This is a genomic window from Pseudomonas sp. NEEL19 (genome assembly GCF_028751975.1).
GTDB classification, from domain to species: Bacteria; Pseudomonadota; Gammaproteobacteria; order Pseudomonadales; family Pseudomonadaceae; genus Aquipseudomonas; species Aquipseudomonas juntendi.
In genome coordinates this window covers 2899003-2913212 of sequence record NZ_CP081491.1, presented here as the reverse complement: position 1 = coordinate 2913212, position 14210 = coordinate 2899003, and the positions used below count along the sequence as shown (strand labels likewise).

The following is a 14210-nucleotide window of genomic DNA, read 5'->3' as shown; positions in this document are numbered from 1 at the left end:
GTTCATACGTATCGCTCCCCACACGCCTCGAATGATGCCGCCAGATGGTCGATCCACACCCGTACAGCCGGCAACAGGCCGCGCCGGTGCGGGTACACCGCCTGCAGGTAGCCACCTGGCAGCGACCACTCAGGCAGCAGGCGTACCAGCTCGCCGCGTTCCAGCTCCGCCTCGCAAAACATGCTGGGTAATGCAGTAAAGCCCAGGCCAGCCCGTACAGCGGCATTACGTACTACGAAATCGTCGATCGCCAGGCGCGGCTCCAGGGCCAGGTCCTGTTGCTTGCCGTTGGGGCCCAGCAGGCGAAAGTGCACCAGCCGGTCTGCCTCGGCGGCGCCCAGTACCGGCAACGTCGCCAGTTCGGCAGGGTCGCGAATGTGGTCGGCGAAGCCTGGGGCGGCAACCAGCTGCATTTGCGCCTGGCGCAGGCGGCGGGTGACCAAGGCCGGGTCTTCATCGCCCAGGTCGCGCACGCGCAGGGCAACGTCGATACCTTCGGAAATCAGGTCCACCCGGCGGTTGAGCAGTACCATGTCCAACTGCACCAGCGGGTACTGCTCGAGAAAGCGGCTGATCACCTGCGGCAGAAACGCGTGGGCCAGCGCCACGGGGCAGGACACACGCAAGCGCCCGCGTGGTTCGCTGCTCATGCTGGCCACCGTCTCATCGGCGGCTTCTGCCTCCAGCAGCATGGCCTGGCAGTGATGCAGGTAGCGCTCGCCCACTGCGGTGAGTTTCAACTGCCGGGTGGTGCGCTGCAGCAGGCGGGTGCCCAGGCGCTCTTCGAGCTCGGCGATGCGCCGGGACAAGCGTGACTTGGGAATGCCCAGCTGGCGCCCCGCTGCAGCAAAACCGCCGGCTTCCACTACGCGGGCGAAATAGAAAAGGTCATTGAGGTCTTGCATGAACAGGTCTCATTGTTCCACTCATGAGACAAACTAACGCATTTTCTGCGGCTTATCAGTCATTAATCTCTCCGGTAGGATTCTGCCCATCGTGATCGCCAAGAGATGCGGTCTTCATTCACAGGAGAGTCCCATGAAACTGTTGCACATCGATTCGAGCATCCTGGGTGACAATTCCGCATCCCGCCAGTTGAGCCGCGAGGTGGTCGAAGCCTGGAAAGCCGCAGACCCGAGCGTTGAAGTCGTGTACCGCGACCTGGCTGCCGATGCCATTGCACACTTCTCTGCTGCCACGCTGGTAGCCGCTGGCACCCCGGAAGACGTACGCGACGCCGCCCAGGCATTCGAGGCCAAGCTCAGTGCCGAGACCCTGGAGGAATTCCTGGCCGCCGATGCCGTGGTGATAGGCGCACCGATGTACAACTTCAGCGTGCCGACCCAGCTCAAGGCCTGGATCGACCGCGTTGCGGTGGCCGGCAAGACCTTCCGCTACACCGAGGCGGGCCCTGAGGGGCTTTGCGGTAACAAGAAGGTAGTGCTGGTTTCCACCGCGGGTGGCCTGCACGCTGGCCAGCCAACGGGTGCTGGGCATGAAGACTTCCTCAAGGTGTTCCTGGGCTTCATTGGTGTCACCGACCTGGAAATCGTGCGCGCTCACGGCTTGGCCTACGGCCCGGAGCAGCGTACACAGGCGCTTGACGCGGCACAGGCGCAGATCGCCAATGAGCTGTTTGCAGCGGCTTGATGCACAGCGATAAGGTTTGCAAGGCTGAGGTGCCGGAAAGTCCGCGCTGCTGATCGAGCCCTGCTCAAGGGCACTGGAAACCCGCGAATACGCAGTGTTCGCGGGTTTTCTGCGTTATGCATCAACGTTACAGGTTGACGCAACAGTCGGACTGTTGCGCCACCCTAGGCCACAACTGTGCTGGTCCTCTTCAGAGTTATAGCCTTATGCTGTAACGAAATATGTCTAGAACGCCTGAAGAAGGAAGCTGCCGTGCCGCTCAAGGACCTGCTCATCGCCCTGGTGGTGATTGTTGCCTGGGGAGTCAACTTTGTAGTCATCAAGGTTGGCCTCGACGGCTTGCCGCCGATGCTGTTGGGGGCACTGCGCTTTTTGCTGGTGGCGTTTCCCGCGGTGTTGCTGGTCAGGCGCCCCAAATTGCCCTGGCGCTGGCTCATCGCCTACGGCGCAACCATTTCTCTGGGCCAGTTCGCCTTTCTCTTCCAGGCCATGTACAGCGGCATGCCACCAGGGCTGGCTTCGCTGATTCTGCAATCGCAGGCATTCTTCACGCTCGGCTTCGCCGCGCTATTCCTCGGTGAACGGCTGCGCCTGGCCAGTGTGCTGGGGCTACTGGTGGCGGCCAGTGGCCTGGCCCTGATCGGCAGCGAAGACGGTGGCCACGTGCCGATGGTGGCGCTGCTGCTGACATTGTGTGGCGGGGCCATGTGGGGGCTGGGCAACATCATTACCCGGCGCTTTGGCTCGGTTGACCTGGTGGCGCTGGTGATCTGGGGTGGGTTGATCCCGCCGTTGCCGTTCCTGGCGTTGTCCTGGTGGCTGGAAGGCCCAGAGCGTATTGGCCATGCGCTTGCCAACATCAGCCTCAGCTCGGTGCTGGCGCTGGCGTACCTGGCTTTTGTCGCCACCATGATCGGCTACAGCCTGTGGAGCAAGCTGTTGTCGCGCCACCCGGCCGGTAAGGTCGCGCCTTTTTCGCTACTGGTGCCGGTGATCGGCTTGAGTTCGTCGGCATTGCTGCTGGGCGAACGGCTGACCGCAGTTCAGGGCTGGGGCGCCGTGTTGGTGATGGCCGGGCTGCTGGTGAACGTATTCGGCGCGCGGATCGGCCAGCGCTTGCGTGCGGCCAGCGCCTGACAGGAGGGTAGTGGGGGGCGTGGTGACGGCTGAAGCGTTGACCGGGTGGTAAGGTCCCATTGCCGTTTGCTCAGGTGCGGCTCTGTTAGACTCGGCCTCATTGTTCGAGACCAGGCCAACGGAGCGTTTGCATGATCATTTCCACTACCAGTCAACTTGAAGGCCGCCCGATTGCCGAATACCTCGGCGTGGTCAGCGCCGAATCGGTCCAGGGCATCAATTTCGTCCGCGATTTCTTTACCCGTGTTCGCGACGTGCTGGGTGGTCGCTCTCAGACCCTGGAAAGCGCACTGCGCGAGGCCGCGAGCAGGCCACCGAAGAGCTGAAGGCGCGCGCCCAGCAGTTGCGAGCCGACGCGGTGGTCGGTGTGGATTACGAGATCAGCATGCCTTCGGTACAAGGCGGCATGGTCGTCGTGTTTGTCACCGGCACCGCAGTGCGCCTGCGCTGAAGGCCGGTTTGCCACTGGTCGGCTGCCTGGGTTTTGCCCGAATGGTCTGTAAATGACCGGCTAGTCTCACTTTTACAGGCCGCGTCACTTGGCAACTTTTCTGGTTGCCGGCGCGTTGCCGCTGAAGGGAGAGAGGGCATGAGCGAATCTTTTTTCGAAGACCTTAACGATGCGTTTCCGATCAACAGCCAGGTGCGTTGCGGCCAGGCGGCATTCCGGCTTGGGTTCGCCCACATGACCCTGGATGATTCCGAGCAGCTTCAGCCTGCCCATCTGCAGCGCAGCAAAAAGGGCCGCTTCATGCCACGGGTGCCGCTGAAGAAGTAACCCCGCGCTGTCCGACGGCGGACTTTTTATGGCCATTCGTTGACCCGCCTCATGAAATGATTGGGTAACACTCGCCGGATCGCCAAGCCTGTGCTTTGCTGACGCCACATTCGAGCAACGGAGGACTGGATGCTCATGCGCGTCAGGGAAGAGACTTATTGGCACTGGGCGGACGCCCAACTACACAGCCGCAGCCACGACGAAGCGCTCAGCGATGGCACCACACTGGACGTTCAGGTGCGCTTGTCGCGCCTGGGCGCAACGCAATTGTTCCTGGGGTTGTATGCCGGGGATGGGCGGGCGCTGGTGGAGGAGTACTACCCCGCGCGGCCGGGCGAGACCATGACCCGTGCCATGGTTTGGGGTGTCGACCGCGCCAGGGCCATGGCGACAGGGGCACTGCCGTTGCCGCCCGCCCGCCGCCAGCGGCGCCAGGCGTGAAAAAGCCCGGCCTGTTCAGGCCGGGCTTTGCTAACGGTGGCAAACTCAATTGAGCGGTTCGATCACCTTGACTGCCTGCTGCTCACGGGCAGCGGGCCACTCCTGTTGCAGGGTCTGCAGCACACGGCCAACGAACTCGGTGTCGGCGGCGGCCTTCTTGCCAACGTAGCCTTGGCCACGACGGTAGACCTTGAAGCGGGCACGCATGCTGGGCAGGTGCTCTTCAAATTCAGCTTCGACGGTATTCGGTGGCAGGCGATCGAGGCGCACTTCACCGGTTTGGCTGACCCACAGCAGGTGGTCGTCGAGGCTGTCTTTGCGGCCGGCGAACAGCTGGGCCAATTGGTCGATGGTCGGATTGTTGTTCAAGTTCATCATAAAGCCCCCATTACCCATTCGTAGGTGATTTTCACAGTTGGCGCTACCACGGTGTAGCGCACTACCAACGCTGCTACAGCAGCATCGCAACAGGGGCTTTCTCACGCTGCCTTTTGGACAGTTTCCCGCTCCACGAACGGCCCGCGTTACCGCGCAGACCGTCTGGAATACCCTTGCCACCGCCCCCGATCAGGGGGACGGCTTCATCATGCACAAGGGCGATGAACGGCGTCAACCATTTTGTAGTGAATATTTTTTTTCACTACATAGTGTCGATTTGTTCGACAATCCGCGGCCTTTCTACAGGCCGGAAAGGATCGCAAAGGCGGCACGGACCCGGGCCTCATTGGGGTAATTGCGGTTGGCCAGCAACACCACCGCCAGCTGTTCGGTGGGCACGAACGCAGCGTAGGCACCAAAGCCATTGGTGGAGCCGGTCTTGTTGTACCAGGCCGCAGGCAGCGCCGGCTGGGCTGGCTGCAAGCGCGTGACTGGCTGTGGTTCACGGATCAGCCTCGGGCTGTTGCCATCGACCAGCGTGTCCAGTGCGACCGGGTAGGGGTAGCGCTCCCAACCCAGGCCCTGGGTCATGGCGCCGACCTGAAAGTAGCCTTGGCGGGTAATGCTCAAGGCTTGCTGCAGCGCCGGTGGCAGGCCCTGAGGTTGCAGGTGCAGGCGCACGTAGCGCAGCAGGTCGCGGGCGCTGGTCTTGATCCCGTAGGCTTCGTCGGCATAGGGGCCGGGGCCGACGCGTACCGGCTTGTCGGCGGCATCGTAACCTTGTGCGTACAGGCCCTGGGCGCTGGCGGGCACCTGCAGATAGGTGGCGCGCAGGCCCATCGGTGCCAACAGCCCTTCGCTCATCAGTGTCGAAAACGATTGCTGTTGTGCGCGGGCGGCCAGGTCGCCGAACAGGCCCAGGCTAGGGTTGGAGTAGCAGCGCTGGGTGCCGGGTTTGGCGCGTGGTTGCCAGTGCCGGAAGAAATCGACGACCTGCTGCGGCGTCTGGACGTCATCCGGGAACTGCAGCGGCAGGCAGTCCGCGCTGTAGGCACCGAGGTCGCGAACGGACGCCTCGCCAATAGGGGCGCCTGCCAACGCCGGGTGGTAACGCTTGGCCGGCGCCGACAGGTCCAGCTTGCCCTGCGCGCTGGCCAGCGCGGCCAAGGTGGCGGTATAGGTCTTGCTCAACGAGCCGATTTCGAACAGCGTGTCGCGGCTTACCGGCACGTTGTCGGCCTTGCTGGCCACGCCGTAACTGAAATAGTGCGCATGGCCGTGGGCATAAATGGCCACCGCCATGCCGCTGATGCCTTGCTCCTGCATCAGCGGGCGGACGACCTGGTCGACCTTGGCCTGCAACGGGTCGTGAGCCTGGGCGGTGGTATGGCCCAAGGCAAGCGTGATGGTGGTGGCAATCAAAGCCTTGCGCAAGCGCGGCATGGGCGGTTCCTTGTGTGCATGGTGTCCGTTGAGCGATACCCCAGGGGGTTCCGGCGTTAGCGCTGAAAAGCCGGAAACATTATCGTCTGCCCTTGCACAATGACAAGACGGGAGCCGTGATGAAGTATTTGCGCATGCTGTTCGACAATTTCACCCTGGCCTTGCTCGGGGTGGTCTGCATTGCCACCGTATTGCCTTGTTCGGGCGACGGCGCGGTGTACTTCGGCTGGCTGACCAACCTTGCCATCGGCCTGCTGTTCTTCCTGCACGGTGCCAAGCTGTCGCGTGAGGCGATCATCGCAGGCGCCGGGCATTGGCGCCTGCACCTGCTGGTGTTCTCCTGCACGTTCGTGCTGTTCCCGCTGCTGGGGTTGGCGTTCAAGCCGCTGTTCGTGCCACTTGTAGGCACTGAGCTGTACCTGGGTGTGCTGTACCTGTGCGCCTTGCCCGCAACCGTGCAGTCGGCCATTGCCTTCACTTCGCTGGCCCGCGGCAACGTGCCGGCGGCCATCTGCAGTGCGGCGGCGTCCAGCCTGCTGGGTATCTTCCTCACCCCATTGCTGGTGGTGATGTTGCTGGGCGCCAGTGGCGATACTGGCTCCGGCCTGGATGCGGTCCTCAAGATCACCTTGCAACTGCTGGTGCCATTCGTGGCCGGGCAGATCGCGCGGCGCTGGATTGGCGCCTGGGTCAAGCGCAATGCCCGCTGGCTCAAGGTGGTCGATCAGGGGTCGATTCTGCTGGTGGTGTATACCGCCTTCAGCGAGGCAGTGGTGACCGGCCTGTGGCACACGGTTTCGTCGCAGCACCTGGCCGGGTTGTTCGCGGTATGCGGCATTCTGCTGGCGGTGGTGTTGTTCGCTACCCGCTTGTTGGGCAAGGCGCTGGGCTTCGACCTCGAGGACCGTATCACCATCCTGTTCGCCGGCTCGAAGAAAAGCCTGGCCACCGGTGTACCCATGGCGCAGGTGCTGTTCGTGGGCAGTGGCATTGGCGCGATGATCCTGCCGCTGATGCTGTTCCACCAGATCCAGTTGATGGTGTGCGCGGTGCTGGCGCAGCGTTATGCCAGCCGTGAGCAAGGTTTGCCAGAGGCTCTGGCAGGCGCTGAACGTGCTGCGGCGGGCCCCCGCCAACCCCCAGCCAACCCGTGATCAGTCGCCCTCCAGCGCGCGTTCGACAAACGCGCGGCTGGCGCCAAGCACCTGACGTTGCACGCTTTCGCTGACCAGCATTCGGCCAACCAGCAGCGCGCCCACGCACTGACTGATCAATACCCAGGCCAACTGCTCATCCTCCAGGGTGGCGCTCCAGGCCTGGTGCAGCTGCAGTAACCAGTGCTCGGCCACTTCCCGCACAGGGGCGTCAGCGCGGGCTATCTCCACCCCTAGCGGCGGCAACGGGCAACCCTGCTCGGCGTTGTGCAGGTGCGCCAGGCTAAGGTATTGCTGCAGGCAGCGGGCCAGCCGCTCGCGGCTGGCCCCTTGGCTGGCCAGCCGGGCGAGTGGGCTGTTGCAGAGTTCCTGCCGGACCACCTCGGTGAACAGGTCATCCTTGGACGGAAAGTGGTTGTAGAACGCCCCCCCGGTCAGGCCAATGGCTTTCATCAAGCCGGCAACGCCCGTGCTGGCAAAGCCCCCGCGCTTGGCCAGCGCACCGCTGCTGGCGAGCAAGCGTTCACGGGTTTGCTGCTTGTGTTCGTTTGAGTAGCGCATGGGCGTGCCTCTGCAAGACGGCTTGACGAAAGCCGGCATCGTAGCATAGCGTTCGTTTACTAAACGATCATTTACCAATAGGTGCAGGCATGTCAGAACAACAAAAAGTCGTGCTGGTGATTGGTGCGGGGGATGCCACCGGCGGCGAGATTGCCAAGCGTTTCGCCCGCGAGGGCTATATCGCCTGTGTCACCCGGCGCCAGGCTGACAAGCTGCAGCCGTTGCTGGAAGAAATACGCGCTGCCGGTGGCCAGGCCTACGGGTTCGGCTCCGATGCGCGCAAGGAAGACGACGTGGCGGAACTGGTCGAAACCATCGAGCGCGATATCGGCCCGATCGAAGCCTTTGTGTTCAACATTGGCGCCAATGTGCCATGCAGCATTCTGGACGAAACCCCACGCAAGTATTTCAAGATCTGGGAAATGGCTTGCTTCGCCGGCTTTCTGACTGCCCAGGCGGTGGCCCGGCGCATGGTCCGGCGCGAGCGCGGCACGCTGCTGTTCACTGGCGCCACCGCCGCAACCCGTGGCGCGGCCGGTTTTGCCGCCTTCGCCGGCGCCAAGCATGGCTTGCGCGCATTGGCCCAGAGCATGGCCCGCGAGTTGGGGCCGCGCAATATTCATGTCGGCCATGTGGTGGTGGACGGGGCCATCGACACTGCCTTCATTCGCGACAGCTTCCCCGAGCGCTACGCCCTCAAGGATGAGGGTGGCATCCTCAACCCTGCACACATCGCCGACAGCTATTGGTTCCTGCACGCCCAGCCCCGCGACGCCTGGACCTTCGAGCTGGACCTGCGGCCCTGGATGGAAGGCTGGTAAACCCTTTTCCTTGCAAGGACATGACCATGCACAAGCACGTCGATTTCTACTTTGACCTGGGTAGCCCAGCCAGTTACCTGGCCTGGACCCAGCTGCCGGCGCTATGCGCCCGCCACGGGGCAACGCTGCACTACCGGCCAATGCTCCTGGGCGGCGTATTCCAGGCCACGGGCAACGCTTCGCCAGCGATGATCCCCGCCAAGGGGCGCTATATGTTCACCGACCTGGCGCGCTTTGCCGCTCGCTACGGGGTGCCGTTTGGGCTGCCGCCGGCTTTTCCGGTCAATACGCTGCACTTGATGCGAGGCGTCATGGGTACGCAGTTACGCGCGCCGGAGCGTTTCGAGGGGCTGCTGGCGGTGTTGTTCAAGGGTTTGTTTGCCCAGCAGCGCAACCTGAGCGATGTGGCGTTACTGGACGCCACCCTGGGTGAAGGCGGCTTTGACCCACACGCGTTTCACGCACTGGCAGCAGATGACGAAATAAAGGCAGCACTGCGGCAGGCGACCGAGGTAGCGGTGCAGCGGGGGGTATTTGGTGCGCCGACGTGCTTTGTCGGCGAAGAGATGTTCTTCGGTCAGGACCGCCTGGACTTCGTCGAGGCAGCGCTGCAGCAGGGGGCGAGCAGCCTTTCCAGCTGAGTGCGTTCCCACTGGCTGAGCAGATCGCAGGGGTTGCTTCCATACCGTTGCCAGGCATCGAGCCCGGCCTGCGCCCCGCACGGGGCCGTGCAGTGGATGCACTGGGCAAGGCCCTCGCTGTCCAGCGCGAGGGTCAGTTGCCAGCCGTCGATGATCACGTCCACCAGGGCGTGGTCATGGCGCTGGGCTATCGACAGGGTATGGATACCGAGCGCTGCGTCACGCAGGCGTTGATAGACCACCCGGCTGTTCATGCCGTCAGAAGTTCGCCGGGGTATTGGCGCTGATGATCTCGGCCTCGTCCGGGCCGATGTTCTTGAAGCTGTGCGGCAGCGTGGTGGGGATGTAGTAGCCATCACCCGAGTTGAGCACGCTGACCTGGCCGTCGACCCACAGCTCCACAGTCCCCCGCGTGACCAGCCCGCATTCTTCGCCTTCGGCATGCACGATCGGTTCGCCGGAGTCTGCGCCCGGCGCGTACAGCTCACGCAACATGCGCATCTGCCGGCCTTCGACACTGGCACCGACCAACAGCATGCGCAGGCCGTTACGGCCCAGGTCTGGCTGTTCGCCGCCGCGGAACACATAGCGCTCTTCACGTACCGGCTCGTCGAAGCTGAAAAACTCCGCCAGGCTCATGGGAATGCCTTCGAGGAGCTTTTTCAAGGAGCTGACCGAAGGGCTCACGCGGTTCTGTTCGATCTGCGAGATCGTCGAGTTGGTCAGCCCGCTACGGCGGGCCAATTCCCGTTGGGAGAGGTTGTTGCGTTCCCGCACCAGTTTGAGTCGCGTCCCCGTGTCCATAGCCGCCTTGTAATCAGAGGTGTTTAAAATAACGAGCGATGCGCATTAAAACATACTCTGCCGCGTTGCGCGCTGTGCTTCTCAACGCCTTTGTTCACGCGGGATTGGCCACAGCCCGACCAGCAACAACAGCGTTGCCACGGCCAGGAATGGCAAGCGCGGGTCCACGGCATAAACCAAGGTCCCGGCCAGCGGGCCGATGACCGCGCCCATGCCCTGGGCTGCACCTATGGAGCCGGCCGTGGCGCCTTGCTCGCTGGCCTGCATGGCATTGGCGGCCAGGGCCGAAAACGCCGGGAATACAAAACCCATGCCCGCCGCCGCCACAAAGTAGCAGGCCCATAGCCAAGGGGCGGTGGTCGCCAGCGCGCCGCTGGCAAAGCCCAGCGCCGAAACCGTGGCACCGACCCGGATCATCTGCAGCGGTGGCCACTGCAGCTGGCGTAGCAGGACCTGGGCCAGCATCAGCGCCACACCCACGGTGGTGAGGGCAATGCCGGCAGCCTGGGCGGCCTGGGCTGGCCCCAGGTGCAGGCGGTCAAGGGCGAAGAAGCCGACGGTGATCTGCGACACGGTCACACTCAGCATGGCGCTGAATGCCACCAGCAACGGCCGGCGCAGGCGGGGGTCGTTGAGCCTGACCGGGGTGGGCGCGTGGCTGTGTGCAAGCGCCTGTGGCTTCAGGGCCAACAGCAGCACCACGAAGGCACTGGCAGGGAGTAGCGACATGACCAGAAACGGCAGGCTCAGGCTCTGCCGCGCCAACAGCGCTGCCAGGGCTGGGCCGACCACCAGGCCCACGGCGTTGGCCGCCCCCAGCGAAGCCATGGCCCGTGCCCGCTGCTGCGGCCCGACATGGTCGGCGATCAGGGCGTTGCAGCCGACCGGAATGGCGGCATAGAAGGCACCGATGCAACCGCGGGCGACCATCAGGCCGATGAAGGCCATTGTTGCACCTGGCATCCAGCGCAGTGCACCTTCGACAAACAGGCACAACAGCCAGTAGGCCAAGGTGAAACCCGCGCTACCCAGCAGCAATACGCGCCGACGGCCAAGGCGGTCAGCTGCGCGGCCCCAAGGGCGGGCCAGCAATACCCAGACCACGCCGGCCACGGTAATGGCGGCGCCGGCTTGCCAGGTGGCCATGCCCAACTGGCGGGCGATCGGGCCGATCAAGGCGACGAAGGCCATCATCGACATCGTACAGGCCATGTTGGCCAGCAGCAGCGGGCGTAGATCGAGGGTGCTGGCTGGGCTGAGCGTTGCAGGATCCTTTGCGAGGGTCATGGGGTTTCCAGGGCAGTAGGGCCGGTGACAGCCGGTCATTGATGGAGGTCGACCGCCCTGGGCTGCCTCAGGTCATTGATTGCGGCGCAGGGGGCCAGGCCACATGCTACGCAACACGCCGTCGCGGCGCACCCAGGCATGCATCAGCGCCGCACCGACATGCACCAATACGGTGGCGAACAGCAAGTAGCCCGCCCAACCATGGGCCTGGCGCAGCACGGCATACAGCTGCAGGTTGTGCGGCGCGATCGCGGGCAGGCCCAGCGGGCGCGGGTAGTCGCCGGCAGACAGCATGGCCCAGCCCAGCAGCGGCATCGCCAGCATCAGGCCATAAAGCGCCAGGTGCGATGCGCCGGCAGCCCAGCGCTGCACGGTTGGCACGTCTGCAGGCAGCGGCGGGTGGGGTACGGCCAGGCGCACGCCAATACGCAGCACGACCAGCACCAGCAACGCCAGGCCGGTGGCCTTGTGCAGGCTGATCAGTACAGGGTGGCGCAACGACAGGTCGGCAACCATGGCCACGCCGATGAACAGCATGGCCAGGATCAGCACGGCCATCAACCAATGCAGCGCGCGGGCAAGGGGGTGGAAGGCTTCGGGCTTCATGGGCGGGCTCCGGTGCCGAGCGATTCACGGCTGCGGCGGTTGAAAGATTCCGAATAGGCGGCGGAACGGGCGGCGAGGATCGGGTCGTTGGAGGCTTCGATACCTTGCGGCAGGATCAGGGGGTCGAAGTTGATGTCGCGGCAGGCCCCTTGTTCGGGCCCATCGACCTGCTCCAGCACCAGGGTGCCGGCGTCCACGCTGCGCCGCTCGGCAGGCCAGGGGCGGGCCGGGTCATCCACCGCATCGCCCGGTTCCGCCAGCACCAGGCGCAGGGTCCAGCGCAACGGGCCTTGGGCCAGGCGCTGCTGCAAATCGTGCTGGAGGAACAACTTGTCGTCGACCTGCCCAGGCAACGCGGCGAACGGCGCCTGTGGCTCCAGCTGCCAGCGTACCGGGTGGGCCGCGCCGGCTGCGTCGATCAGGCGGAAGGCATTGATGCTGTGGTACTGCGTGCTGGCGAAGCTGTCACTGGGTTTGTAACTGGCCGCCCATTGACGAAACGCTGCGCTTTCCGGGTGTGCGGCGAAGAACGCCTGCAGCTTGGCAGGGTCCGGTTTGCCGGTGGCCTTGACCGGTGCGCTGGACAGCACCTGCTCGTAGAACCCTTGGGGGTTGCTGACGGCAAGCACCGGCGGGTTGTTCATGCCGGTGCGCCAGACCTGGCCGTCATCGGTGCTCAACTCAATTGCCAGGCTGCGGACCGGTATGCTGGTGTCCGGGGCGAACGGGTTGGCCCCGCCGATGGCGAAACGGCCAATGACCGGCACCCGTGGCTGGCTGAATGCGCGTGCCGTGGACAGGCTGGCTGCCTGGCCGCTGGGCTGGAAGTAACCACTGACGCACAGCCCTTTGGCGTGGTTCTTGCGGTAGCCGGGGTAGTGCCCGGCTTGGGCTTCGAAGGTGTCGATGATGCGTTGCGGGGTCAACTGCGGTTGGCCCAGCCAGCCAGCGGCATACGCGAAGCCGGCACCTGCGGCCAGCATCACGGCGCCGATGGCGGCCAGGCGCAGGGCATTGGCCGGGCCGTGCAAAGGTGAGTTCATGGTGTGCGTCCGGTTCAGTGAAGGTGCGAGTACGACGGGGTAGCGCGCTATTTATTCCCACGGGGGAATAAAATAGGCCTGCACGCGTCTGCCCCTTACAATGACTGCCCCATAGGCCGGACCTGACCATGCACGACCTGGACAACCAGCAGTGGCGCGAACTGCTCGCCCGCTTGCGCCGCTTTGCCGTATGGCTGACCCGTGAACCGGGCAGCGCCGACGACCTGGTGCAGGCTACCGTCGAGCGCGCGCTGAGCCGACGAGACCAGCAACGCGACGCGCAGGCGCTGCGTGCCTGGCTGTTCACCATCCTTTATCGCTTGTACCTGGACGGCAAACGCCGCGAGCGCCTGCATGCGCGCTGGCTGTCCTGGTTCGGCCGTGCCGAGCGCGATGACGAACCCGTTGGTGACAACCTTGAAGCGATCATCCTGGCCCAGGCCGACTTGCAAGCGTTTTCCCGGCTGAGTGCCGAGCAGCGTGCCTTGCTGCTGCTGGTCAGCGTCGAGGGCCTGAGCTACAAGGAGGCCGCCCAGGCCTTGGGCATTCCTATCGGCACGGTAATGTCGCGCCTGTCGCGGGCGCGCAATGCCTTGCGTGAACTGACCGAAGGCTCACCCCAGCCACCGGCCTTGCGGAGATTGAAATGACGCGCCTTATCCCCACCGAAGATGAACTGCACGCTTATGTCGATGAGCGCCTGGAGCCGGCGCGGCGCGCCGAGGTGCAGGCCTGGCTGGCGGCCAACCCGCAGGCGGCGGCACGTGTGGAAGGCTGGCGCGCCGATGCCCGGCGGCTGCGCGCGGCGCTGGCCGGGCTTGGCGAGCCAGCCGGTGCCCCCGCGCTTGAGCTGGGCCAGCTGCGGCGGCAACTGCGCCAACGCCGGCAGCGGCGCTGGGCGGCGGCAGCGGCCATGGTGCTGGCCCTGGGTGTAGGGGGCTTGGGCGGCTGGCAGGCCCGCGATGCCACCCTGGCCAATGCCGAGCTGCCGATGGCCGATGCCGTGCAGGCGCACAAGTTGTTCGCCGCCAGCCAGGCGCTGGATATTCAGGCCAGCGACCCGGCCCAGTTGCGCGATTGGCTGGGCCGGCACTTCAACCGTGTCGGGCAGTTGCCAGACCTGGCCGGCTATGGCTTCAGGCCGGTTGGAGCGCGGTTGCTCAGCAACGAGCAAGGGCCCGCAGCCCTGCTGGTGTTCGAGGACGGCAAGGGCCAGCGTATCAGCCTGTTCATGCGTTCACCCAGCGAAGGCTTTCGGCGCATGCCGAACGGCCAACGGGTCGATGGCCAGCTGGAGGCGCGGTACTGGTCGCATGGGGCGTACAACTTTGCCTTGGTCAGCGCGGCGGACGATGTGCGTGGGGCGGGGGTAGGCGAAGTGCTGCGCTTGGGCTTGTAACCCAGGCTTTGCCGGCGCGGCCTTGTGTCGCGATCGAGCCGCCCCGGCAGGCATGTTGCGCTCACAC

Annotated in this window: 18 protein-coding genes and 1 pseudogene; 10 read left to right on the top strand and 9 right to left on the bottom strand. The window is 64.5% G+C overall.

Translation table 11 applies throughout. The annotated features are described in order from the left end of the window. Positions 1–2: 2 nt before the first annotated feature. Positions 3–905 carry a LysR substrate-binding domain-containing protein gene (locus K4A76_RS12935; RefSeq protein WP_009685443.1) on the bottom strand — a complete coding sequence of 301 codons (903 nt, stop codon included), beginning with the start codon at positions 903–905 and terminating at the stop codon, positions 3–5. A 133-nt stretch (positions 906–1038) separates the two neighbouring features. Between K4A76_RS12935 and K4A76_RS12930 the strand changes: the two genes are divergently transcribed. The 5 genes and pseudogenes from K4A76_RS12930 to K4A76_RS12910 all read left to right on the top strand — a co-directional run bounded on the left by K4A76_RS12930 (position 1039) and on the right by K4A76_RS12910 (position 4006). Beyond that, positions 1039–1650: an FMN-dependent NADH-azoreductase gene (locus K4A76_RS12930; RefSeq protein ID WP_009685442.1), complete on the top strand. Its 612-nt coding sequence runs from the start codon at positions 1039–1041 to the stop codon at positions 1648–1650. A 252-nt stretch (positions 1651–1902) separates the two neighbouring features. Continuing rightward, positions 1903–2787 (top strand): EamA family transporter, encoded by an 885-nt coding sequence (locus K4A76_RS12925; protein WP_110675952.1) that lies wholly within the window; start codon positions 1903–1905, stop codon positions 2785–2787. Between the two features lie 131 nt (positions 2788–2918). Continuing rightward, a pseudogene (locus K4A76_RS12920) lies at positions 2919–3238 on the top strand (YbjQ family protein). Positions 3239–3376: 138 nt separating this feature from the next. Then, positions 3377–3565 (top strand): hypothetical protein, encoded by a 189-nt coding sequence (locus tag K4A76_RS12915; protein WP_003253897.1) that lies wholly within the window; start codon positions 3377–3379, stop codon positions 3563–3565. 129 nt (positions 3566–3694) lie between these two features. Then, on the top strand, positions 3695–4006 hold the full coding sequence (locus K4A76_RS12910; RefSeq protein WP_054904382.1) for a hypothetical protein: 312 nt from the start codon (positions 3695–3697) through the stop codon (positions 4004–4006). 45 nt (positions 4007–4051) lie between these two features. Here the strand turns inward: K4A76_RS12910 and K4A76_RS12905 are convergent, their stop codons facing one another. Together K4A76_RS12905 and ampC are read right to left on the bottom strand one after the other, a co-directional pair. Continuing rightward, positions 4052–4384: a hypothetical protein gene (locus K4A76_RS12905; protein WP_029884829.1), complete on the bottom strand. Its 333-nt coding sequence runs from the start codon at positions 4382–4384 to the stop codon at positions 4052–4054. A 300-nt stretch (positions 4385–4684) separates the two neighbouring features. After that, complete coding sequence (gene ampC, locus K4A76_RS12900) at positions 4685–5827, bottom strand: class C beta-lactamase (protein ID WP_274410406.1); 1143 nt, start codon at positions 5825–5827, stop codon at positions 4685–4687. 119 nt (positions 5828–5946) lie between these two features. On the opposite strand from ampC, the gene K4A76_RS12895 reads away from it, so the two are divergent. Further along, positions 5947–6981 carry a bile acid:sodium symporter family protein gene (locus K4A76_RS12895; RefSeq protein ID WP_144188453.1) on the top strand — a complete coding sequence of 345 codons (1035 nt, stop codon included), beginning with the start codon at positions 5947–5949 and terminating at the stop codon, positions 6979–6981. On the opposite strand, the gene K4A76_RS12890 is transcribed toward K4A76_RS12895, so the two are convergent. After that, positions 6982–7542 carry a TetR/AcrR family transcriptional regulator gene (locus K4A76_RS12890; protein ID WP_274410405.1) on the bottom strand — a complete coding sequence of 187 codons (561 nt, stop codon included), beginning with the start codon at positions 7540–7542 and terminating at the stop codon, positions 6982–6984. It lies immediately after the preceding gene. A gap of 89 nt (positions 7543–7631) precedes the next feature. On the opposite strand from K4A76_RS12890, the gene K4A76_RS12885 reads away from it, so the two are divergent. Together K4A76_RS12885 and K4A76_RS12880 are read left to right on the top strand one after the other, a co-directional pair. Then, entirely contained in the window at positions 7632–8363 is a 732-nt protein-coding gene (locus tag K4A76_RS12885) for an SDR family NAD(P)-dependent oxidoreductase (RefSeq protein ID WP_274410404.1), read from the top strand. Between the two features lie 26 nt (positions 8364–8389). Then, complete coding sequence (locus tag K4A76_RS12880) at positions 8390–9004, top strand: 2-hydroxychromene-2-carboxylate isomerase (protein WP_274410403.1); 615 nt, start codon at positions 8390–8392, stop codon at positions 9002–9004. Here the strand turns inward: K4A76_RS12880 and K4A76_RS12875 are convergent. The 5 genes from K4A76_RS12875 to K4A76_RS12855 form a co-directional block, all read right to left on the bottom strand. Then, positions 8941–9258: a DUF7693 family protein gene (locus K4A76_RS12875; protein WP_154211170.1), complete on the bottom strand. Its 318-nt coding sequence runs from the start codon at positions 9256–9258 to the stop codon at positions 8941–8943. The genes K4A76_RS12880 and K4A76_RS12875 overlap by 64 nt on opposite strands. Positions 9259–9262: 4 nt before the next feature. After that, entirely contained in the window at positions 9263–9808 is a 546-nt protein-coding gene (locus tag K4A76_RS12870) for a cupin domain-containing protein (RefSeq protein ID WP_003248033.1), read from the bottom strand. Positions 9809–9889: 81 nt separating this feature from the next. Continuing rightward, on the bottom strand, positions 9890–11095 hold the full coding sequence (locus tag K4A76_RS12865) for an MFS transporter (RefSeq protein ID WP_274410402.1): 1206 nt from the start codon (positions 11093–11095) through the stop codon (positions 9890–9892). Between the two features lie 72 nt (positions 11096–11167). After that, positions 11168–11701: a cytochrome b gene (locus tag K4A76_RS12860; protein ID WP_274410401.1), complete on the bottom strand. Its 534-nt coding sequence runs from the start codon at positions 11699–11701 to the stop codon at positions 11168–11170. Continuing rightward, positions 11698–12744 (bottom strand): catalase family peroxidase, encoded by a 1047-nt coding sequence (locus tag K4A76_RS12855; protein WP_274410400.1) that lies wholly within the window; start codon positions 12742–12744, stop codon positions 11698–11700. The genes K4A76_RS12860 and K4A76_RS12855 overlap by 4 nt, the downstream gene beginning before the upstream one ends. Before the next feature lie 128 nt (positions 12745–12872). Here K4A76_RS12855 and K4A76_RS12850 point away from each other — a divergent pair, with 128 nt between their 5' ends. Then, positions 12873–13394, top strand: coding sequence for a sigma-70 family RNA polymerase sigma factor (locus K4A76_RS12850; RefSeq protein ID WP_009685428.1), 522 nt, complete (start codon positions 12873–12875; stop codon positions 13392–13394). Beyond that, entirely contained in the window at positions 13391–14143 is a 753-nt protein-coding gene (locus K4A76_RS12845; RefSeq protein WP_274410399.1) for an anti-sigma factor family protein, read from the top strand. The genes K4A76_RS12850 and K4A76_RS12845 overlap by 4 nt, the downstream gene beginning before the upstream one ends. Positions 14144–14210: the final 67 nt, after the last annotated feature.

Excerpts from the sequence above, each read along its gene's own strand:
- K4A76_RS12935 (WP_009685443.1), bottom strand. The coding sequence starts at position 905 with ATGCAAGACCTCAATGACCTTTTCTATTTCGCCCGCGTAGTGGAAGCC.
- K4A76_RS12930 (WP_009685442.1), top strand. The coding sequence starts at position 1,039 with ATGAAACTGTTGCACATCGATTCGAGCATCCTGGGTGACAATTCCGCA.
- K4A76_RS12915 (WP_003253897.1), top strand. The coding sequence starts at position 3,377 with ATGAGCGAATCTTTTTTCGAAGACCTTAACGATGCGTTTCCGATCAAC.
- K4A76_RS12910 (WP_054904382.1), top strand. The coding sequence starts at position 3,695 with ATGCTCATGCGCGTCAGGGAAGAGACTTATTGGCACTGGGCGGACGCC.
- K4A76_RS12905 (WP_029884829.1), bottom strand. The coding sequence starts at position 4,384 with ATGATGAACTTGAACAACAATCCGACCATCGACCAATTGGCCCAGCTG.
- ampC (WP_274410406.1), bottom strand. The coding sequence starts at position 5,827 with ATGCCGCGCTTGCGCAAGGCTTTGATTGCCACCACCATCACGCTTGCC.
- K4A76_RS12895 (WP_144188453.1), top strand. The coding sequence starts at position 5,947 with ATGAAGTATTTGCGCATGCTGTTCGACAATTTCACCCTGGCCTTGCTC.
- K4A76_RS12890 (WP_274410405.1), bottom strand. The coding sequence starts at position 7,542 with ATGCGCTACTCAAACGAACACAAGCAGCAAACCCGTGAACGCTTGCTC.
- K4A76_RS12885 (WP_274410404.1), top strand. The coding sequence starts at position 7,632 with ATGTCAGAACAACAAAAAGTCGTGCTGGTGATTGGTGCGGGGGATGCC.
- K4A76_RS12880 (WP_274410403.1), top strand. The coding sequence starts at position 8,390 with ATGCACAAGCACGTCGATTTCTACTTTGACCTGGGTAGCCCAGCCAGT.
- K4A76_RS12875 (WP_154211170.1), bottom strand. The coding sequence starts at position 9,258 with ATGAACAGCCGGGTGGTCTATCAACGCCTGCGTGACGCAGCGCTCGGT.
- K4A76_RS12870 (WP_003248033.1), bottom strand. The coding sequence starts at position 9,808 with ATGGACACGGGGACGCGACTCAAACTGGTGCGGGAACGCAACAACCTC.
- K4A76_RS12865 (WP_274410402.1), bottom strand. The coding sequence starts at position 11,095 with ATGACCCTCGCAAAGGATCCTGCAACGCTCAGCCCAGCCAGCACCCTC.
- K4A76_RS12860 (WP_274410401.1), bottom strand. The coding sequence starts at position 11,701 with ATGAAGCCCGAAGCCTTCCACCCCCTTGCCCGCGCGCTGCATTGGTTG.
- K4A76_RS12855 (WP_274410400.1), bottom strand. The coding sequence starts at position 12,744 with ATGAACTCACCTTTGCACGGCCCGGCCAATGCCCTGCGCCTGGCCGCC.
- K4A76_RS12850 (WP_009685428.1), top strand. The coding sequence starts at position 12,873 with ATGCACGACCTGGACAACCAGCAGTGGCGCGAACTGCTCGCCCGCTTG.
- K4A76_RS12845 (WP_274410399.1), top strand. The coding sequence starts at position 13,391 with ATGACGCGCCTTATCCCCACCGAAGATGAACTGCACGCTTATGTCGAT.